Annotated in this window: 23 protein-coding genes; 12 read left to right on the forward strand and 11 right to left on the reverse strand. The window is 31.1% G+C overall.

Annotated elements, in window-relative coordinates:
• The first annotated feature begins 12 nt into the window (after positions 1-12).
• Positions 13-258 carry a NifU family protein gene (locus tag JJ842_03095; GenBank protein MBO6970902.1) on the forward strand — a complete coding sequence of 82 codons (246 nt, stop codon included), beginning with the start codon at positions 13-15 and terminating at the stop codon, positions 256-258.
• Between the two features lie 21 nt (positions 259-279).
• Here JJ842_03095 and JJ842_03100 read toward each other — a convergent pair whose 3' ends face one another.
• On the reverse strand, positions 280-537 hold the full coding sequence (locus tag JJ842_03100) for a hypothetical protein (GenBank protein MBO6970903.1): 258 nt from the start codon (positions 535-537) through the stop codon (positions 280-282).
• 251 nt (positions 538-788) lie between these two features.
• On the opposite strand from JJ842_03100, the gene JJ842_03105 reads away from it, so the two are divergent.
• From JJ842_03105 to JJ842_03115, 3 genes are all read left to right on the forward strand, one after another.
• Positions 789-962: a DUF4278 domain-containing protein gene (locus tag JJ842_03105; protein ID MBO6970904.1), complete on the forward strand. Its 174-nt coding sequence runs from the start codon at positions 789-791 to the stop codon at positions 960-962.
• A 77-nt stretch (positions 963-1,039) separates the two neighbouring features.
• The gene (locus JJ842_03110; GenBank protein ID MBO6970905.1) at positions 1,040-1,834 is read left to right on the forward strand and encodes a methyltransferase domain-containing protein; all 795 of its coding nucleotides are present in this window, start codon (positions 1,040-1,042) and stop codon (positions 1,832-1,834) included.
• Positions 1,835-1,870: 36 nt separating this feature from the next.
• Positions 1,871-3,055 (forward strand): aminotransferase class V-fold PLP-dependent enzyme, encoded by a 1,185-nt coding sequence (locus JJ842_03115; protein MBO6970906.1) that lies wholly within the window; start codon positions 1,871-1,873, stop codon positions 3,053-3,055.
• Between the two features lie 393 nt (positions 3,056-3,448).
• On the opposite strand, the gene JJ842_03120 is transcribed toward JJ842_03115, so the two are convergent.
• From JJ842_03120 to yidD, 4 genes are all read right to left on the reverse strand, one after another.
• On the reverse strand, positions 3,449-4,153 hold the full coding sequence (locus JJ842_03120; protein ID MBO6970907.1) for an SDR family NAD(P)-dependent oxidoreductase: 705 nt from the start codon (positions 4,151-4,153) through the stop codon (positions 3,449-3,451).
• A gap of 81 nt (positions 4,154-4,234) precedes the next feature.
• Complete coding sequence (locus JJ842_03125; protein ID MBO6970908.1) at positions 4,235-5,770, reverse strand: UDP-N-acetylmuramoyl-L-alanyl-D-glutamate--2,6-diaminopimelate ligase; 1,536 nt, start codon at positions 5,768-5,770, stop codon at positions 4,235-4,237.
• Between the two features lie 8 nt (positions 5,771-5,778).
• Complete coding sequence (locus tag JJ842_03130; GenBank protein ID MBO6970909.1) at positions 5,779-6,081, reverse strand: glutaredoxin family protein; 303 nt, start codon at positions 6,079-6,081, stop codon at positions 5,779-5,781.
• Between the two features lie 4 nt (positions 6,082-6,085).
• Entirely contained in the window at positions 6,086-6,322 is a 237-nt protein-coding gene (yidD, locus tag JJ842_03135; GenBank protein MBO6970910.1) for a membrane protein insertion efficiency factor YidD, read from the reverse strand.
• A gap of 95 nt (positions 6,323-6,417) precedes the next feature.
• On the opposite strand from yidD, the gene rpsD reads away from it, so the two are divergent.
• The 4 genes from rpsD (at position 6,418) to cysK (ending at position 10,808) form a co-directional block, all read left to right on the forward strand.
• Positions 6,418-7,026: a 30S ribosomal protein S4 gene (gene rpsD / locus JJ842_03140; protein MBO6970911.1), complete on the forward strand. Its 609-nt coding sequence runs from the start codon at positions 6,418-6,420 to the stop codon at positions 7,024-7,026.
• Positions 7,027-7,100: 74 nt separating this feature from the next.
• Positions 7,101-8,264, forward strand: coding sequence for a PLP-dependent transferase (locus JJ842_03145; protein MBO6970912.1), 1,164 nt, complete (start codon positions 7,101-7,103; stop codon positions 8,262-8,264).
• A 3-nt stretch (positions 8,265-8,267) separates the two neighbouring features.
• A complete protein-coding gene (locus tag JJ842_03150; GenBank protein MBO6970913.1) occupies positions 8,268-9,737 on the forward strand; it encodes a PLP-dependent transferase in 1,470 nt (489 codons plus the stop codon).
• A gap of 84 nt (positions 9,738-9,821) precedes the next feature.
• Positions 9,822-10,808, forward strand: a complete 987-nt coding sequence (cysK, locus tag JJ842_03155) for a cysteine synthase A (protein MBO6970914.1) — start codon at positions 9,822-9,824, stop codon at positions 10,806-10,808.
• Between the two features lie 2 nt (positions 10,809-10,810).
• Here the strand turns inward: cysK and queA are convergent, their stop codons facing one another.
• The 5 genes from queA to lipB form a co-directional block, all read right to left on the reverse strand.
• Positions 10,811-11,935 (reverse strand): tRNA preQ1(34) S-adenosylmethionine ribosyltransferase-isomerase QueA, encoded by a 1,125-nt coding sequence (gene queA, locus JJ842_03160; GenBank protein MBO6970915.1) that lies wholly within the window; start codon positions 11,933-11,935, stop codon positions 10,811-10,813.
• A gap of 6 nt (positions 11,936-11,941) precedes the next feature.
• Positions 11,942-13,309 carry a 2-oxo acid dehydrogenase subunit E2 gene (locus JJ842_03165; protein ID MBO6970916.1) on the reverse strand — a complete coding sequence of 456 codons (1,368 nt, stop codon included), beginning with the start codon at positions 13,307-13,309 and terminating at the stop codon, positions 11,942-11,944.
• A 216-nt stretch (positions 13,310-13,525) separates the two neighbouring features.
• On the reverse strand, positions 13,526-13,969 hold the full coding sequence (locus JJ842_03170; protein ID MBO6970917.1) for a YlqD family protein: 444 nt from the start codon (positions 13,967-13,969) through the stop codon (positions 13,526-13,528).
• A 38-nt stretch (positions 13,970-14,007) separates the two neighbouring features.
• Positions 14,008-15,951 carry an AMP-binding protein gene (locus JJ842_03175; protein MBO6970918.1) on the reverse strand — a complete coding sequence of 648 codons (1,944 nt, stop codon included), beginning with the start codon at positions 15,949-15,951 and terminating at the stop codon, positions 14,008-14,010.
• A 27-nt stretch (positions 15,952-15,978) separates the two neighbouring features.
• The gene (lipB, locus tag JJ842_03180) at positions 15,979-16,629 is read right to left on the reverse strand and encodes a lipoyl(octanoyl) transferase LipB (protein MBO6970919.1); all 651 of its coding nucleotides are present in this window, start codon (positions 16,627-16,629) and stop codon (positions 15,979-15,981) included.
• A 44-nt stretch (positions 16,630-16,673) separates the two neighbouring features.
• On the opposite strand from lipB, the gene raiA reads away from it, so the two are divergent.
• The 4 genes from raiA (at position 16,674) to JJ842_03200 (ending at position 19,963) form a co-directional block, all read left to right on the forward strand.
• Positions 16,674-17,258 (forward strand): ribosome-associated translation inhibitor RaiA, encoded by a 585-nt coding sequence (gene raiA / locus JJ842_03185; protein MBO6970920.1) that lies wholly within the window; start codon positions 16,674-16,676, stop codon positions 17,256-17,258.
• A 7-nt stretch (positions 17,259-17,265) separates the two neighbouring features.
• On the forward strand, positions 17,266-17,925 hold the full coding sequence (locus JJ842_03190) for a 2-deoxyribose-5-phosphate aldolase (protein ID MBO6970921.1): 660 nt from the start codon (positions 17,266-17,268) through the stop codon (positions 17,923-17,925).
• Complete coding sequence (recO, locus tag JJ842_03195) at positions 17,926-18,711, forward strand: DNA repair protein RecO (GenBank protein ID MBO6970922.1); 786 nt, start codon at positions 17,926-17,928, stop codon at positions 18,709-18,711.
• Between the two features lie 85 nt (positions 18,712-18,796).
• Entirely contained in the window at positions 18,797-19,963 is a 1,167-nt protein-coding gene (locus JJ842_03200; protein MBO6970923.1) for a glycosyltransferase family 4 protein, read from the forward strand.
• Here the strand turns inward: JJ842_03200 and proC are convergent.
• A complete protein-coding gene (gene proC / locus JJ842_03205; GenBank protein MBO6970924.1) occupies positions 19,960-20,772 on the reverse strand; it encodes a pyrroline-5-carboxylate reductase in 813 nt (270 codons plus the stop codon). The genes JJ842_03200 and proC overlap by 4 nt on opposite strands.
• Positions 20,773-20,778 lie beyond the last annotated feature (6 nt).

Genomic DNA, 20,778 nt, shown 5'->3' on the forward strand with positions numbered 1-20,778 from the left:
TAATACAAAATTATGAGTACTGAAACACTCTCGCTGACAAATGAAAATGTAGAAAAAGTCCTTGACGAGCTTAGACCTTTTTTAATATCTGATGGAGGCAATGTAGAAATAGCAGAAATAGATGGTCCAATTGTCAAAGTCAGACTTCAAGGTGCATGTGGTAGTTGTCCAAGTAGTACTATGACTCTAAAAATGGGTATTGAAAGAAAGTTAAAAGAAATGATTCCTGAAATAAGCGAAGTAGTCCAGGTTTTATAGAAATTTATAACTGAAAATATTTTACTTAGTTTTTAATTCCTTCAACAAAGATGATTCCATATCAAGGCAATCAATTGGAAGGCCTTGACCAATAGCGATTAAAAGCGGTGCGAGAATTCCTAGAGTAAAAACTAAATTTGATTGGCTTACATCATATTTACTCAAAGTAAAAGTTATCAAATAAATAATTGAAAAATACGCATGCAATGAAAAAAATTCTTTTGGCTTTAGGACTGGCCACCTTAAAGTATTGCCCAAGAAATATAAAAAACCTGTCATAAAAAAATAGTTATATGAAAATTAAACCAAATATAAACATAATCCTTTTTAGAGACTATTAATAAAAAAATTTACCTAAGATAATAAAAAAAAGATTAAATCTTCGTTTCTATATGTTAAAGCTAGACATCTCCAGAGAAATACGTTTATAATTGTTTTGTAGCAATTGCTACTTTTCGTTCACCCTCTTCGGAGGGCGCAGTTCGAGTCATACCATGGAACGGGGGATGGCCGTGTTGTCACATCGAAACATGACTACTTTAACTTACAGAGGTAAAAACTACGTTCAAAATAAAGAAGCTGTTAAAAAGCAACTTGTTGAACTTACCTACAGAAGAAACGTATACACCAACAGATTGGATGACGCTTCTTCAAGTAATGAAAAAGCAGAATTAAATTACAGAGGTGTAAATTACACTAAATAATTTAATTTAAAAAAGGATAAGCCCCTATTTCAGGGGCTTTTTTTTTGGCTATATTTATCAAGAGTACTTTAAAAAATATGTCTGAAAGTTGCTGTAATACAAACACATCGAAAAAAACACCTAATCAACTAGATCATAAAGATGCGATTCAAGAAAGATATGGATCAGCCGCATTAGAAAAAGAGAGTTGTCTTTGTACACCAGTTGGCTTTAATCCCGCTTTACTTGAAGCAATTCCTCAAGAGGTTATTGAAAGAGACTACGGATGTGGTGATCCAACAAAATATGTTCAAAAAAATGATATTGTCTTAGATCTTGGAAGTGGTAGCGGAAAAAATGCTTTTATTTGTGCCCAAATTGTTGGAAAAGAAGGGAAAGTTATTGGAGTTGATCAGAATCCTGATATGCTTTCTTTATCTAGATCAGCCTCTAAAGAAGTTACAAAAAATATAGGTTTCAACAATACAGAATTTATTAAAGGATCAATTGAAAAACTTGATGAATTAGATAAAGATTTAAATCCATTAATCGCCGACAAATCAGTTGATATTATTTTAAGTAATTGCGTTTTAAACTTGGTAAGTCCAGAATCTAGAAATAACCTTCTAAAAAACATAAAGAGAGTTTTAAATGATAATGGAAGAATTGCAATTAGCGATATTGTCTCTAACAAAAAAGTTCCTTTAAGATTGCAAAATGATCATGATCTATGGACAGGATGTATTAGTGGAGCATGGTATGAGCCTGAGTTTATAAGTGATTTTAAAAAACTTGGTTTTAAAAATTTAGAATTTGCAGAAAGAAGTGCTGAACCTTGGAAAGTAATTGAGGATATTGAATTTAGAACAGTAACTTTAGTAGGCAAAATTTAAAAAAATCAAGAGTTTAAAAATATAATTTAAATTTCTATGAGAAATAATCTAAGAGATCAAATACCAGCATTAAAAAATAAGTATTATTTCAACTATGGTGGTCAAGGGCCATTACCAAAATCTTCTCTAGAAGAAATAATTAAATCTTGGGAAATTATTCAAGATTTAGGACCATTTACAAATGATATGTGGCCTTTTATTTACAAAGAAATATTGACCACAAAAAGAATCATTGCACAAAAATTAGGAATCAATTCAAAGAATGTAGCTTTAACCGAGAATATCTCTTCCGGTATGATTTTGCCCTTTTGGGGAATAAAAGTAGAAGAGGGGGAAGAGTTGTTAATAAGTGACTGTGAACATCCTGGAGTGGTTGCTGCAAGTCGAGAATTTTGCAGAAGAAATAAATTAATATTGAAAATTTTGCCAATCCAAAAAATTAAAAATCTAAATGACGAAAATATAATTTCAGAGATTTTAAAAAATCTAAATAGTAAGACTAGGATCCTAATTATTTCTCATATATTATGGAACTTTGGATATAAAATTCCTTTAAAACAAATTTCAATCGAATTAAAAAATAATCGAGAAAACTCTTATTTACTTGTTGATGGGGCTCAAACCTTTGGGCACATAAACATTGAAGAAGAAGTTTTTTATTCTGATTTATATTCAATTACTTCTCATAAATGGGCATGTGGTCCAGAAGGACTTGGAGCCATTTATTTATCAGATCGATTTATTTATGAAACAGATCCAACAATAATTGGTTGGAAATCATTAAAAAAAGAACAAGGAATTTATGAGCCTTCAGATAATCTTTTTCATGATGATGCAAGGAAATTTGAAGTAGCCACGTCTTGTATTCCTTTACTTGCTGGACTCCGGAATTCTTTAGATCTTTTGGATAAAGACTGCCCTGAAAAAGATAAATCTAAAAATATCAAAAAATTAAGTGAAAAACTTTGGGATAAATTGAATCAATTAAATGAAGTTGAATTAGTTTTAGATAAAAAATACTTAAATGGGATAGTTAGTTTTAATATCGACAATATCGAAGATAAAGATAAATTTGTGAAGAAACTTGGAGAAAAAAAAATTTGGATTAGAGTTTTAGAAGATCCAAAATGGTTTAGAGCATGCGTACATCAAATGACTACAGAAGCTGAGATTGATTTACTTTCTGAAGAAATAAAAAAAATACTGACTCAAAGTTTGTAACTAATCTTTTTTTTAATTATCGATTTTTTAGGATCCCTTTTTGATAACAATTAACAACTCTATTTTTACAATCTTTTCTATGAGTTTTAAAAAAGAGTTAAGAAACCTTTTTCAATGTTAGCCAACCTTTTTTCTATTTTTTTTAAAATTCTTAAACAAACATTCATGTTGAAAATAGTTATTGTTATTGGTAAAAATGTATAAAGGTCCTCAAAATATGGCGCTAAATACTTTTTTGCTTATCTTATTAGTAATCGCAAATTTTACGAATTTATATCTGACCCACTTTAGAAAAAAGAAAAAGTAAATCTTATTAGTAAGATAAATAAATTTTTTAATTTTCTTTGACTTTTATTAATTTTCAGTTCTATTAGTATGTAGAGGAATTTTGATTTACCAGGGTATTTCTGAGCTATCCCATGCAATAAATTTTCCAGAAGATTCTGGAGTTTGATTTTTAATAATATTGATCAAAAATTGGGATGATTTTTCTTTACTAAATAATTTATGTTCTGGAACAAATTTATGAAAAGGTCTTGATAAATCAGTATCTACTGTTCCTGGATGAAGCAGTGTAATAGTAGCCTTTGGAAAACGTCTAGCCCACTCAATACTTAAAGATTTAAAAAACTGATTTTGGGCAGATTTTGCAGCTCTATATGAATACCAACCTCCAGTTTGATTATCTCCTATGCTTCCCACTCTTGCACTTATACTTGCAAAATTAAAATCAAAATCTTTTGGGATAAATTCTTCAATCGCTTTAGCTAATAAAATAGGAGAAAAGGCATTTATTGAAAAACTGTCGATCATATTTTTTTTATCAAGATGTTGTAACCTTTTTTCTGGTTGAAGAGAATCACTATGAAGTCTACCTGTAGCATTAACAACTAGCCTTAATTTTGAATGATGATTTGATATTTTATTTTTCAACTGCAAAAGGGATTGAGGATCCTCTATATCTAATTCCCAAAAAGGATTAAATTCACTTTTTCTTCCACACAAAACAACATCTAAATCTTTTTCACTTTCATTCAGATCTTTAGCTAGTTGTGTTCCAATTCCACCTGCACCTACAACCAAGGCTAAGCCTTTCATTTTAATAAAAATAACTCCATTAATTCTAGGAAACTTTTCTTATGATTTGCGTAAAGATCTTGCTTATTTGATTAGGAAATTTTATTGAGATTTATTTTTTTCTTTTAATAATTTATAAACTATTTTTCTATCATCAAAATTAATAACTTTATCATTGAGAATTTGGTAGTCTTCATGTCCTTTTCCTGCAATTAAAACAATATCTTTTTTTTTGGCAAATTTAATAGATTCATTTATTGCTTTAAATCTATCAATTTCAATTCTTATTTTTTCTCTTTTTTTTATACCCATCAAAATATCATTTACTATCTTTTGGGGTTCTTCTGATCTTGGATTATCTGAAGTTATAAAAAGTTGATCAGAAAACTCTTCAGCTATTGATCCCATTAAAGGCCTTTTACTACGATCACGATCTCCGCCGCAGCCAAAAACAGTTATGAGTTTCCCTTCACAAAGTTTTTTAATTGATTCCAAAACTTTTCTTAATCCATCAGGAGTGTGGGCATAATCAACAATTACTGTTGGAAGAGATCTTGAAACGTCATCATTATCAATTTGTATTTTCTCCATTCTCCCAGGAGCACCAGGGAAAGATTGTATTAACTTTGATAGATCTTTTAAAGAAAAATTAAGTTTATACAAAATTGTTATTGCTTGAATCGCATTCATTAAATTAAATTCACCGACAAGTGGAACAAAAAGTTGAATTTTTTCCCTAGGTGTATGAAAAATACAGGTTGAGCCACTTTCAGTAAATTTTTTATCTGTTACGAAAAAAAAATCATCATTTTCAAATTCACTTTCAGTAATCTTTGTAGAGACTAATAAAGATCTTTTTTCAAGATCAGATGATAATTTAGATATCCAATGGTCATCATGATTTAATACACAAATCCCATCTTTTTCTTTTAAGTAAGGTGGGAAAAATAATTTTCTTTTTGTTTGAAAATATGATTCCATATCTGAGTGATAATCAAGATGATCTTGGGTTAAATTAGTAAAAATAGCCGCCTCAAATTCGCATCCTGATATCCTGTTTTGAGCAATAGAATGAGAACTTACCTCTAATATCGCGAATTCAGATTCTGCCTCAACAGCAGAATTTAATTTCTTTTGTAGTTTATCGGCGAAATCAGTTGTATGAAGAGCCACTTCTGAAAAGCCAGGCCATCTATTGACCAAGGTCCCAAATAATGCAGTCTTTTTCCCTAATTTTTTTAAAAGATATTCCAATAAAAAAGTAATTGTCGTTTTTCCATTTGTACCTGTAACACCAATAAGTTTAAGTTTTCTTGAAGGCCTGTTCCAAAACTCAGCGACTATTTGACCAAAAATATAATCTAAATTATCCTCTATAACCAAAATCCTTTCTCGATAAATAGATCCAATTTTCTCTTTTGCAGCAGGCCCAATAATGGCAGCCTCTGCACCATTTTCAATTGCCTCATTACAATATTTTCCTCCATCAACATTCAAACCAGGCATACCTAAAAATAAAGTTCCTTTTTTTACTTCTTTAGAGTTAAAAGAAATATTATTGATTTCATGATCGATTAAATCTAATGAAGGAATAATTCCAACCAAATCTAAAAGTTTATGTAATTTTATAGATCTCATATGAAAAATTATTTCTCCAGAATGGTTCTAATATTTTTTTGAAACCAATTCTTTAATTGATCATCTTTTAATCTTGGAGAAATGCGAGGCAATTCTATAATTTCCTCGGACCTAATTCCTTCAACAGCAATAACAGGTACTTCATAATCATATTTTTTATATTTATCTTTGTATAAATCGACCCTATCAATATCAATTTCTTTAAGCTCCTCTAGATTAGGGAATAACTCATTAAGATTTATTTTTGCAAGTTTATTTTTTAATGAATCACAAAGGCAACATCCCTGTCTAACAAAAATAAATATTTTCATTCATTTAGTCAGGCACAGGGTCACATCCACAGGGAGTTAAAGGATGACATCTGCTCAATCTTCTTAAAGTTAACCACCCTCCCTTCCAAGGACCATGTCTAGTAATTGCCTCATATCCATAAGAACTGCAACTTGGAATAAATCTGCATCTTGGTCCGAAAAAAGGAGAAAACCACTTTTTATAGAAGGAAATCATAAAAAGAAGTATAGAAGTAATTGATTTATTAATAGTTTTGATCACTTTAATGATGTAAAATAATATTTCAAGTAGTAATTAGTTTAATTGAATTTAATCAATTATCCAATTTATTGCAAATTTCTATTTAAATTAAAATTATGTCAAGATACCGCGGCCCCAGATTAAGGGTTACGCGTCGCTTGGGAGAACTACCAGGACTCACCAGGAAAGCTTCAAAGAAGTCAAATCCTCCAGGTCAGCACGGCCAAGCCCGTCGCAAGCGATCAGAATATGCAATTCGTCTAGAAGAAAAGCAGAAACTTAGGTTTAATTATGGAGTTTCTGAAAAACAACTAGTTCGCTATGTTAAAAAAGCTAGAGCTCAAGAAGGATCTACAGGAACTAACCTACTAAGACTTTTAGAAAACAGACTTGATAATGTTTGTTTTAGATTAGGTTTTGGAGGTACCATTCCAGGCTCAAGACAATTAGTAAATCATGGCCATGTAACCGTTAATGGAAAGGTTCTTGATATTGCTGGTTATCAATGCAAATCAGGCGATGTAATCGGAATTAAAGAAAACAAAGCAAGCAAAAAACTTGTAGAAGGTAATATAGAATTCCCTGGTTTAGCAAATGTTCCGCCTCATCTTGATTTAGACAAACCTAAATTGACGGGGAAAATAAATGGGAAATGCGATAGAGAGTGGGTGGCTCTTGAAATAAACGAACTACTAGTTGTTGAATATTATTCAAGAAAAGTTTAATACTACTTTTCTTTGGATTAATAAATCTCTCATAAAAAAATGAGAGATTTAATTTAATTCTTATTTTTAAAATAATGGAAAATAAGGAAAATAATATAAAAAAACCAGGTTTTAAGACCTTATCTATTCACCATGGGGATACATTTGCAGAAGAAACCGGATGCGTTATGCCTCCTATTTTTTCTACATCTACTTTCAAACATGGAAATAAAGATAATTTCGACTACACAAGATCAGGCAATCCAAACTTTAGAATTCTAGAAAGCGTCCTTAAATCAATAGAGGATTCTAAATACTGTACAGTTTTTGGATCTGGAATTAGTGCGGTAACTGCAATTTCATCAACACTAAAATCAGGTGACAAGATACTCTGCGAGTCAAATCTCTATGGTTGTACAGTGAGGATGTTCGAAAAAGTTTTCAAGAAATTTGGACTAGAAGTTTTATACACAGATTTTACAAACGAAAATAATATCAAAAAGATTTCATACTTCGAGCCAACCTTGATATGGCTAGAAAGTCCAACTAATCCTCTTTTGAAGGTACTTGATATTAAGGCGATTTGTGATGAAGCGAATAAACTACAAATCCCAGTAGTTGTAGACAACACCTTTTCAACGGCACTTATTCAAAAACCATTGGACCTAGGTGCAACTCTATCACTTGTAAGCACAACAAAATTCATTAATGGACATAGTGATGCACTTGGTGGAGCAGTACTGACGAATAATGAGGTATGGAATAGTAAGATGCTTTTCTCCCAAAAAGCTCTAGGGCTTCAACCATCTCCTTTTGATAGTTGGCTCATTACGAGAGGATTAAAAACTCTTCCTTTAAGGATCGAACAACAAACGCAAAGTGCAAAATTAATTTCTGAAGAATTAGAAAATCATAAAATAATTAGTAAAATAATTTATCCTTTTAATCAAAAACATCCTCAATTTAATTTAGCGAAATCGCAAATGAGATCTGGAGGTTCGATGATCACCATAAAATTAAATTTAAATAAAGAGGATACTTTTAAATTTTGCAAATCTCTCAAATATTTCTCTCTAGCAGAAAGCCTTGGAGGAGTTGAAAGTTTAATTTGTCACCCAGCAACAATGACTCATGCTTCTCTTGATGATAAAACAAAAAATCTTTTGGGGATAGATGATGCTCTTGTCAGATTATCGATAGGATGTGAAGAAACAAAGGATTTAATCTCAGACATATCATTTGCTTTAAATAAATTCTGAAAATTGAGAGATTTACTTAAAAACCCTATATGGAAAAATGTAGAGTTGGGATATTCTATTCCTGATAGTATTCATGCCGTTTCTGTAGCATTACCAACTTGGAATGATGTAATAAATTACGAGGAAAAAAATCAAGAATGCATGAATTTATTGAAGTCCATTTACCCAAGATTCGGGCTAAACCCCATAGTGAAAAGATTATGTGAAAAAGTAAAAAAGGAAAATTACTATAACAATAAAAGTATCTGGCCATATCCGAATGAAAGCATAGCTTTTAAAGCAAAAAAATTCATTGATAGAAATACTTCTGAACAATTCTCATTAATAGAAAAAAGAGATAATTTAGCTTTCTTAATAACTGAAAAAGAAGGAAGTATTTATGCGAAATCTTTTTGGCAACATACTGGTCTTGGCATATCTTCAAGGGCTGCTGCTGTAGAACTAGGTCTAGAAGATTGCCCTCCAAAAACTTACGTGAATGAATGTTCTCAAAGAATAAAAAATAGAATTTCTAAATCTACAAAAATTAACTCTAACGATATTCACTTAACTTCGTCTGGAATGTCTGCATTACATACATCATTAGAAATCATATATAAATTATTTCCAGCTAAACCAACACTCCAAATTGGTTTTCCATATGTAGATGTACTTAAATTACCAATGAATATCTTTCATGGAGCCAAGTTAATTACAGAAGAAAATTGTGAGGATATTGAATTTGAAATTAAAAGCATAGATCCATCAGCATTAATTATTGAACTACCGAGTAATCCAATGCTCAAATGTGTAAACATTAAAAAAATTTCAAAAATAGCAAAAAAGTTAAATATTCCCTTAATTGTTGACGATACAATTGGTTCAAATTTAAATATAAACTCCCTAAAACATGCAGATATAGTTTTTACTTCACTTACAAAAATTTTTTCAGGTAGTGGTGATATTCTTGCCGGATCATTAATACTAAATCCACACAGCAAATGGATTGATCAATTTAGAAATGCATTAAACGAGATTAATCTTCCAACACTTTCCGATGGAGATATAGTTTATCTAGAAAAAGTTAGTAGAGATGTAAATCAAAGAGTTTTTGAACAAAATAAAGCATGTTTAGAATTAAAAAAAAGATTAGAGACCCATAGCGAGATTAAAAATATTTTCCATCCTGAAAATTGTCCAAATTTTAATTCTTTACTTACTTCTGAAGGAGGATACGGCTGCTTATTATCATTTGAATTAAATGGAGGATTAAACAAAGCTAAGAAATTTTATGATTCTCTTCAAGTATCTAAAGGACCTAGTTTAGGTACAAAATTTACTCTAGTTTGTCCTTATGTTTTACTAGCTCATTATGACGAATTGGATTGGGCTGAAAGTTTTGGTATACCCTCACACCTTATTAGAGTATCAGTTGGTTTAGAAGACCTAGATCAATTATGGGAAAGCTTTTCTAAAGCACTAAATAATTTATAAATTCCTAGTATTTACCGTATAGAAACTTATATACTCTTTTTCTGAATAATAGTTAGTATTAATATATATTTTCTCAATATATAAATGGCAAAAATTTATGAGGACAATAGTTTTGCTATTGGAAACACTCCATTAGTAAAATTAAAATCAGTTACTAAAAACGCAAAAGCTACAGTACTTGCAAAAATTGAAGGAAGAAACCCCGCTTATAGTGTCAAATGTAGAATTGGCGCAAATATGATCTGGGATGCAGAGAAAAGTGGGAAACTTACAAAAGACAAAACTATTGTTGAGCCAACTTCTGGTAATACAGGAATTGCTCTAGCTTTTACGGCTTCAGCAAGAGGTTATAAACTCATCCTTACAATGCCAGAATCCATGTCAATTGAAAGAAGAAGGGTTATGGCAGTGTTAGGTGCTGAAATTGTTTTAACAGAGGCATCAAAAGGTATGCCTGGAGCAATAGCTAAGGCTAAAGAAATTGCAGAAAGTAATCCATCTCAATATTTCATGCCTGGTCAATTTGATAATCCAGCAAACCCTGAAATTCATTTCAAAACTACAGGACCAGAAATCTGGGATGATTGCGATGGTGAAATTGATGTCCTAGTTGCAGGGGTTGGAACTGGCGGCACAATTACAGGAGTTTCAAGATACATTAAGCAAGAGAAGGGTAAGAATATTACTTCTGTAGCTGTTGAACCATCACACAGTCCTGTTATTACACAGACAATGAATGGAGAAGAGGTTAAATCCGGACCACATAAAATCCAAGGAATTGGAGCAGGATTTATTCCTAAGAACCTTGACTTATCAATTGTTGACAAGGTTGAACAAGTAACAAATGACGAATCAATCGAGATGGCTCTTAGGTTAGCTAAAGAGGAAGGTCTATTAGTAGGAATATCTTGTGGAGCTGCCGCTGCTGCTGCTGTTAGATTAGCTGAACAAGATGAATATGCGGGGAAGACAATTGTGGTTGTTCTACCTGATTTAGCGGAGAGGTATTTATCATCAATTATGTTTACTGAAGTTCCAAGCGGAATCATTCAAGAACCAGTCAAAGCCTAAATCTATTTTTTCTCCAGTAGTGAATCTGGTGAAATATACATCGCATCGCCATAAGAGAAGAATCTAAATTTTTCTTTTATGGCTTTCTTATACAAATCTAATAATCTTTCTCTACCAATCATTGCACTTACTAAAAGTAATAATGAACTTTTAGGGAGATGAAAATTAGTTAATAATCCATCAACTACCTTAAATTTATAACCTGGCTTAATTACTAAATCTACGTATTTAGCTATGGGAATTAAGTCATTAATTTCGTGAGAATAACAACTTTCAAGAGCTCTTACGCTTGTCGTACCAATAGCAATTATTTTTCTATCTGTTTTCTTTATTCTTTTTATTTCCTCCACTACTTCCTTATTAACACTTACCCATTCTTTATGAAGTTTTAAGTTACTTAAATCTTCTTGATCAATTGGTTTGAATGTTCCATAACCCACGTGCAAAGTTATCGGTAAGATTATTACTCCTTTTTTTTTTAGATTGGAAATAAGACTTTTGCTTAAGTGTAAACCAGCTGTTGGTGCAGCAACTGCCCCCGGATTAGTTGCATACTCAGTTTGATAACTTTTCTCATGAAAAGATTCTTCTTCGGAATTTTTTATATAAGGAGGGAGTGGGATCTCCCCGAATTTATCAAGAAGTTCATTCATTGAATTGAGACAAGTTATATTTTCCGGAAATTTAATAAATCTCCCTCCAGTTTCTTCATCAACTCCATCAACAATCAAATTAATATCTTGTGCTAAAGGAGATTTTAATTTTAATTTATTATTGATTTTTAACTTTTTCGCTGGCTTTGCCAAACATAACCAAACACATTCATGGGATCTTTCTAAAACTAATAATTCAACTAATGTCTTATTTTCTAATTCAACCTTTAACCTAGCTTTCATAACTTTAGTATTATTTACAACTACAAGATCTCCTTCTCTAAATTCATCTAAAAGATTCTTGGTAAATTTATTAGTTAAGCAGTCTTCTTCTAAAACACTATTTCTAACTATCATCAATCTTGATTCATGCCTAATTGCAGAAGGTTTACTAGCAATTAATGAAGGATCAAGTAAATAATCATAAGCTTCAAGCTTATAATCTCTTTCTTCATTATTAATTTGAGAAATCAATTAAATTTAGGAGACAAGAGTCTCTGGCTCATCTTCAATTAGGGAAGCTAAGTCTTTTAAGAATGAAGCCCCATCAGCTCCATAGATCACTCTATGATCAGCTGTTAGATTTACTTGCATTATTTTTTTTACAGATATTGAACCATCACTATTAGCTACAACAGTTGGTTTCGATGATGCTATCGCTAAGATCGCACCGGTCCCTGGAGGAAGAATTGCGTCAAATCTATCAACTCCAAACATTCCAAGGTTAGATAACGTAAATGTTCCCGTTGAGTATTCATCTGGTTCTAGTTGTTTTGATCTAGATCTTTTTACGAGATCTTTCCATTCCCTAGATAATTCAAATAAATCAGTATTGCATGGTTCTTTTAATACTGGAGTTATTAGTCCCCCATCTTCCATCGCAACAGCAACAGCAATATTTATATTTTCTGGATAAGAAATTCCATTTTCTGAAAAGCTTGAGTTAACTTGAGGATGTTTCTTTAGTGTCTTTGCAACTGCCTTTACAAGTAAAGCAGTCATAGTCACTCCATTCTGTTTTACCTTTTTGTAGAAATTATCTAATTTATCTGTATGGATGGAGTATCCTACCCTAAAACATGGCACATCTAAACTAGATTCCATATTCTTATTAACCGCTTTTTGAAGAGTATTAAATTGAACTGTTTCTCCAGGATTACCAAAACTATTTCCTGAAGTTTCTGGTTTATTTTCAACTCCCAAATTTGCACCAGGAATACTTGCAGGAGAATCACCTTGACCTATCCATGGTATAGAAACAGGTTGGCCATTAGCTTTTAAAATATCATCGGCTTGAATTCTTCCATGAGGTCCTGATCCATGAACCTTCGCTAAATCAACACCCATTTGAGAGGCAAGTTTTTTAGCTCTTGGAGATGCAATTATCCTCGAAGAAACATTACTTGTAGCGGCATTAATTTGATCGGTATTAAAAGATGGGGCTGCCTTTTCACTCATTAATACGACTTCTTTTTCTTGTTTTTCAACAATTTCACTTTGAGCCACAGGTTTTTCCTCAGTTTTATTGCTTACCAATTCAAGTTGATCCGAACTAGAAACTTCGGGTTGATTTCCTTTATTTTGTTCTTGAACAGAAGCTATCTCATCCTCATTTTCCACAATAAGACCAATAGTCTCTCCTACTGGTGCAGTGCTGCCAGCTGGCATTAAAACAGCCGCAAGATATCCATCTTGAAAAGATTCAACATCCATATCTGCCTTGTCAGATTCAACAACCAAGACAGATTCACCTCTTTCAACTTTATCTCCTGGATTTTTCAACCATTCCACAATCTTGCCCTCCGTCATAGTAGAACTCAAGGCAGGCATGAATATTTCGTGAGACATAAGAAAATTGTTATTACATAAGTTTCAAGGGATTCTTACCAAACTTCCTTAAGTTTTTATGATTAAGAATCCTTTAAACTCTTGTTTTAATTATACGAAATCATGTTCACAGTGGAAACTCTGAAAACTTAAGAAAGTAATAATTTAGATCGATTAGAATTTAAAACTTTTCGATGAAGATTTACTTATATTTATAAAAAATACTAAATCTTCTATTTAATTATTATCTATAGATTGAATAACTCCATCTTTTACAGTAATTGAGACTTGCATTTTTTCAATAAGATTGTCTCCCACAGTGACATCACAGAAACTATCCACTTGCCCTTGATCAACAATTTCGTCCATTTTTAATTCGCGAACTTGACTCTGTTGTTGAAGTAGATTTCTTTTTTGTTCTTCAATTTCATTTCGTTTTGCTGCAACTTGTTGTTGCACCTGACTAACTTGTTCTTGAACTCTTGGATCAAGAGGATTAACCGATTGGGATCTAATATTATTTACTATTTGCTGCCCCTCTTGCTCAAGTTGAGATAATTGCTGGTCAATGTTTGAAATTGCTTTACTTAATTCTTTTTCAGCATCTTCCTTCCAAGTTGGTGTAACTACAGCTTTAATAGCTATTGAGCGCTTTATAGATATTGAGTTTTTTGTTTCCATAAAAAATTAAATTACCTTTTCAATATAGATAGAACAAATCAAATTTTCTTACTAAATTTGTTTTCATACATATTTTCTATTTGTAATGAATACTTTTTTTCTATTTCTTTTCTTTTTTGTTTAAGAGTTTGTGTTAATAACCCATTTTCTAGAGTAAAGGCATCAACAAAATAACAATCTAATATTTGTTCTTCTGATCTTGCTCCTAATCGACTTTTAAGCAAATTATTAATTTGTGATTTAAAAAATGTACCAATATTATTATTCAGGTTTAACTTTGAAAGGTCTTCTTCCAAAAACTTGCTTTTTACCAATTCGACATTAGGAACTACAAGGGCTGTTAAACATTTTTTATCTTGTCCTACTAGTTGAATCTGATTAATAAATTCAGAACTAAGGATTTCCGTCTCTAGCGGATTTGGTTCTATATTTTCACCACTTGATAGCACTATTGTATCCTTGGCTCTTCCTGTTATAAAGAGAGAACCATTTGGTATTAGAAAACCTAAATCACCAGTATCAAACCAACCATCTTTGGATAAAACATCTTTTGTAGCTATTTCATTATTAAGATAACCTTTCATTACTTGCGGCCCCCTTACAAGAATTTTTCCGACTTCTCTGAACTTCAGAATCTTTTTTTTATCATCATTCACTATTTTGATTTCAGTAAATGTTAGAGGCTGACCAGATGATCCTCTAACATTTAATTCTCTTTTCCTACAAGTTAATACTGGACTAGTTTCTGTGAGTCCATATCCCACCAAAACATCTACACCTAAAGATTCAAAAAAAAGATCTACATGTTCTGGCAATGCACCTCCACCATTAATGGGAAATTTCAGTTTTTCTCCACATAGTTGTCTAAGAATATTTGGCCATAAAAAAATAGTAGACAATTTATGTAAAGGATATCGGCTAATAACGGAAACCAGTAAGGGGATTTTTGATTTAAAAGTTATTTGATTTATATCTATATTTCTTATCTTTCTAAGACTTCTTTTGAAAACCGAACTATTACTTATCAAAAACTTAATAAGTTTTTGCTTTTTAGAAGGCATTTTTTTCAAAGCCTGAAAAAAACCATCATGTATTGCTTCCCATAGTCTCGGTACAGTAGCCATTACAACAGGTTTTATTTGTGTAATATCATCTTTTAGAAATTTTGGAATTGTATAGTATTGAGAACAACCGCATGAAAAAAAGAAGTATTCAGCACTTCTCTCATAAGAATGCCAGATAGGCAAAACGCTTAATACAGAGGTCCCTGGTTCTGGATCAGCGATATAGGCTAAATTGATTATTTGATGTAAAAAATTTGCATGAGTCAAAGGAACACCTTTAGGTTTTCCGGTCGTCCCAGAAGTGTAAAGAATAGTAGCGACGTCATCAATTTCTGGATTAAATTTTTCAAGATTATTATTTTGTGAATTTTCTTTTTCTACTGAACTTATGAATGTACTCCAACTTATTAAACTTTCAAATTCTTCATCTTCTAAATTGATTATAAATTTCAGTCTTTTTTTTAATTCTTCTTTGTTGTTTAACTTTAGCCAAATTTCCTTAGATTGAACTATTAGTCCTACTGAATTAGAGTGTTCGATAATATAGTCTAATTCTACTGAAGGAGAATTAATACCTCTCACTGCATTTATAGCTCCTAAACGCATTAAGCCTTGATCTACTGCTAGCCATCTTGGAGAATTTTCAGATATTACAGTAACTACATCCCCCTTTTTTAAACCATAGTTTTCAAAAGAACAAGAGACTTTTGTTATTAAATCAGCCAGCTCAGAATAAGAAAATTTTTCTTTGTATTTCCCTCTTAAATCGCAAACAGCTAAAACATCACCACATTTAAATTTTAATTTTTCCCAAATTTGATCTATATGATCAAGGTTCTTAATAAAATCTCTATTTTTGGCAAATTTATTTTTTTTATAAAGAGGTTTGGTTGGAGGCCAATACGCTAAATCATCCATATTAAATAGATTTTGAAATTTTAATTTCTATTTTGATATAAAATCAAAATTAAATTCTTCCTCGATGGTTTTTTTAACAATTCTCTTGACTTCTTGAATATTTAAATTTTTGTTGTAATCAATCATATTTGCCATAAGACAATTTTCTATTCCGCAAGGGACAATCTTATTAAAATTTTCTAATTCACAGTCAATATTGATTGAAAATCCATTTATCGTAATCCATCTTTTACACCCAATTCCAATTGATGCGATTTTCTTATTTCCTTTCCAAACACCAGTAAACCCTTTTTTAGAGTGGCAATCTATATTAAAAGCTCTAAGGATTTTTATAATAATTTCTTCAATTTTTCTTAAGTACCAATTCAAATCTTTATAAAAATTTTTCAAATCTAAAACCAAATAAGTTACTAATTGTCCTGGCATATGACAAGTTACCTCACCACCTCTATCAATCTTAAAAACATCATATTTAGCATCATTCAGAGAAAATAGTAAATTATCGTAATTAGATCCTCTCCCCAATGTATAACAGAGTTGATGCTCCCCTATCCAAATAAAATCAGGCTTAGAATTATCTAAAATCAATGACTCCTGATATTCTTTTTGTAATTTATAAACATCATTAAAAGAAGAAATATTATCAGGTTGTTTAATTATTGCTGTTCTATTCTTCATATTTAAGTAGATTTAGAAAGTAAGTAAATATTTTTAGATTTGTTATGAAAATTTTAATCCATGGAAAGAATCTTGAGCTCACTGGAGCATTAAAAGAATATACTGAGGCAAAGATAGAAAAAGCAACACATCACTATAAGGATATCGTTAAAGAAGCTGACATACACCTTTCAATTGAAAAGAATCCAAGAGTTTCGTTCCAAACTGCAGAAGTTACTATTTTTGCAAATGGTACCGTAATTAGAGCAGAAGAAAAAACTGAAAATCTATACTCAAGCATTGATTTAGTTTCAAATAAACTTTGTAGAAAATTACGCAAATACAAAGAAAGAAACAATAAAACAATTCATAATAAACAATTTAAAAATAAAGATTCTTTACCAATTGAAAGTATGGAATCAAATTTTTTAGATAAAGCTTTATTTAAAGAAGGAACTGAAGCAAGTCTGCCTGAGCCATCTATAAAAAATAAATACTTTGAAATGACTCCAATATCATCTGACGAAGCAAGAAAACAATTAGATCTAATTGATCATGATTTTTATGTTTTTCGTAACAAGAAAAATAATGAACTTCAAGTTATATATAAAAGGAATCATGGAGGTTATGGACTGATTCAATCTAAATAAGTATTAAATGCCCAATATTGAATATGAATTAAACGAGAAAATTCATGCGATTATTATTAACCCTTATTTATCATGGGAGGATTTCTGTGTGAATTGCGATTTAGTAAGAAAATACAATATCAAAAATATTTCTACTTCACTAAATTATTTAACTGATCTTAAAAACTGTTTGGGTAATTACAGTGCGGATATAAACGCACTTATTTCTTACCCTTTAGCAGATTTACCAGTTTCATTTATTGAAGAATTAGTTTGTTTTGCAAAAGATAAGGGTGCAAAAGGAATTGAATATATCCCAAACTTTATCAATTTATCCAAAAGAAATTTAGAAACTTTCGCTGCTGAAATTGAGCAAGTTAAATTATCTGGATTACCAGTTTCAATAATCATAAATAAATCAAAACTACAAGAAGAAGTTTTTGTTAATGCGATAGAAATATGTTTGGAATTAGGAATAAAAAATTTTCAATTCGGGGATGGGTTTGGGTCTCCTCTTACATCTAATGATGTCCAGGAAATACTAAAAATAACAGGCTCTCAAAATCAAATCAAAGTTGTAGGTGGCATAAAAAAACTGACGCAAGTAATTAATTTGTTTGATATTGGAATTAGTTGCGTGGGGACTTCCAATTTTTGTGAAATTTTTGAAGAAGTTAAAGTAATTTAAATGTCTGGTTCTGGTGAGTGCAGACTAAAAGGTCTCTGTATTAAAGCTTCTCCATTAGGCGAGAATGATAGATTAATAACTATCCTTACAGATGAGCAAGGGATTGTTAGATTAGCAGTACCTGGTGCTAGGCGTCCTAAAAGTAGTCTTGCCGCAGCTACTCCTTTAACATATTTAAGTCTGCAGATTTTTGGGAAAAGAAATCTTAAATCTGTACGTCAAATTAAAATATTAAAAAGCTATTCTGGTCTAGGGAAAAATATTGAATGTCTTGCAGCCGCGCAAGCAATAACTGAATTAACATTTTTATTAGTAGGTAATAATGACAAGCAACAAGACTATTTATCTTGCGTTCTTGCACATCTTGATAGGATTTATTTATATAAAGAGTCTCAAGAAAAAGATATTAAAATGCTCTCAATGAGTATTCAATCTTTAATCCATCTATTAGCCATCGGGGGTATTAATTTACCGATTCATCATTGTTGTAAAACTGGAGAACCTATTATTCCACCTATAGGAAATTGGGAATGGAGTTGTTATTTTTTACCTAGTGAAGGGTTTTCATCCATCGAAGATCCTCAAAGTAATCTAAAAATAAATGCATCTGAAGTTGCTCTATTACAGAGACTTCTTTTCCCCGAATTACCAATAAAATCTGATGGAGAGTTATTGGGACCTAAAAAAGTCTGGCTTAAAATATTATTTATTATTGAAACTTGGATCTCTACTCAACTAGAGAAAGATCTATCTTCACTTAAAATGTTGAGAGAAATATACAGTTAGCATTTTTATGAACAATTAATAATTTTTAAAATTATGATCTTGGGTGCTCTGACTGTTAATTTAATAAATAGTTAATTCATTTAATGTGGTTCACATTGCCTGGTTGGGTAAGAAATCTCCTTTTTGTGGAAATGTAACTTACGGTAATTCAACTACTCAGCAATTAAAGGCCAGAGGGCATAAAATTAGTTTTATTCATTTCGACAATCCTTCTAGCTCAAATTCTTCAAAACCATTGTTTCTTGCAAATGATCCTGATGTAAGTCTCCCATATTTAATTAAGTCTCAAGTTTACACGATACCCTCGCCAAGAGCAGAAAAAGAGTTAAGGCTATCATTGGAAAGATTAAAACCTGACATAGTACATGCAAGCCTAACTCTATCTCCTTTAGATTTTAGACTTCCAGAGCTTTGTAATGAAATAAATGTTCCACTTATAGGAACATTTCATCCACCATTTGATGCAAAAAATAGAAATTTAACTGCGAGTACTCAACAATTAACATATCAACTTTATGCTCCCTCTTTAGCAAAGTTCGATAAGATAATTATTTTTTCTGAACCTCAAAAAAATGTTCTTGAGAAATTAGGAGTACCTAAAGAAAAACAAATAATTATTCCAAACGGTGTTGACGAAAATATTTGGAGACCTTTTTGCAAAAAAAGTAAAAAATATGATCAGGTAAAAAACAAACTTGGAAATGAAAGAATCTTCTTATATATGGGAAGGATTGCAAATGAGAAAAATATCGAGGCACTTTTACGTTCTTGGCGCCAAACAAAAACTCAAAATTGCAAATTAGTTATAGTTGGGGATGGACCACTGAAGCCAACACTTGAAAATAGTTTTTCTAACCTTGGTAATGAGAAATTAATTTGGTGGGGTGCCGAATTAGATTTAGAAACTAGGATAGCAATAATGCAAATAGCAGAAGTATTTTTCTTACCAAGCTTAGTAGAAGGTTTATCATTATCACTTCTTGAGGCAATGTCTGCTGGTACTGCTTGTGTAGCTACAGATGCCGGAGCTGATGGTGAAGTTTTAGATAAAGGAACAGGAATAGTAATTTCAACTGATAATGTGGCTGCACAATTGAAAACTATAATCCCAATTCTTGTGGAACATCCTTCATTTACAAAAGATCTTGGTGAAAAAGCTAGAGAACGAGTACTTGAGAGATATACTATTACTAAAAATATAAATTCACTTGAAAAAGTTTATACAAAATTAAAAGATAATTATAAAACCTAACGAAACTCTTTACTTCTATTACTAGCTGAAATTATTGATTCAATTAATGCTGACCTTACACTCTTTTTTTCTAAAACCCTTAAAGCAGAAATAGTGGTACCACCTGGAGAGGTTACTAAATTTTTAAGCTCAGAAGTAGTAAGTTTATTTTCCTTTATTAGACAAATAGTTCCTAGTATCATTTCCATAACAAGTTCCTCTGAAATTATTTTTGGTAATCCCCCGCTTAATCCTCCATCACTTAATGCTTCTATAATTAAAGCAATAATTGCAGGACCTGATGAAGTTAAAGCTAAAAATATATCAAGGTAATCTTCAGTAAATTCATAAATCTTACTAGTATTTTCAAATAATTTTTTTGTAAATTGTTTCTGATCTTCTGTGATTTCTTTTCCCCAAGAAATGCCTGTTAAACCTTTCCCAATAGTTATAGGAATATTTGTAACCACCCTTACACATTTATGATTAGGGAACTTTTGAGTAAGTCTATTTAGTGAAACCCCCGCAAGAATTGAAACTATTAAATTATCCTTGTTTTTTATATGATGGGCCTCACTAATATCATTAAATTGTTGGGGTTTTATCGAAAGCAGTTTATATTGACAATCCCAAATTATTTTTGACTCTTTAGAACCTGATTTATATACGTTTATATTATATTTATAATTTTTTTTTATTTTTTCTAAACTTTTTTCAGTATTTACAACACAAAAAACATTTTCTGGCTGAATTAATTTGTCATCTAATAGAGGGGTAACTATAGCACTTGCAATATTTCCAAAACCAATAATCGCAATTTTATCTGTCACAGATTA

It is taken from the genome of Prochlorococcus marinus CUG1433, from assembly GCA_017644425.1.
Classification (GTDB): Bacteria; Cyanobacteriota; Cyanobacteriia; order PCC-6307; family Cyanobiaceae; genus Prochlorococcus_A; species Prochlorococcus_A marinus_U.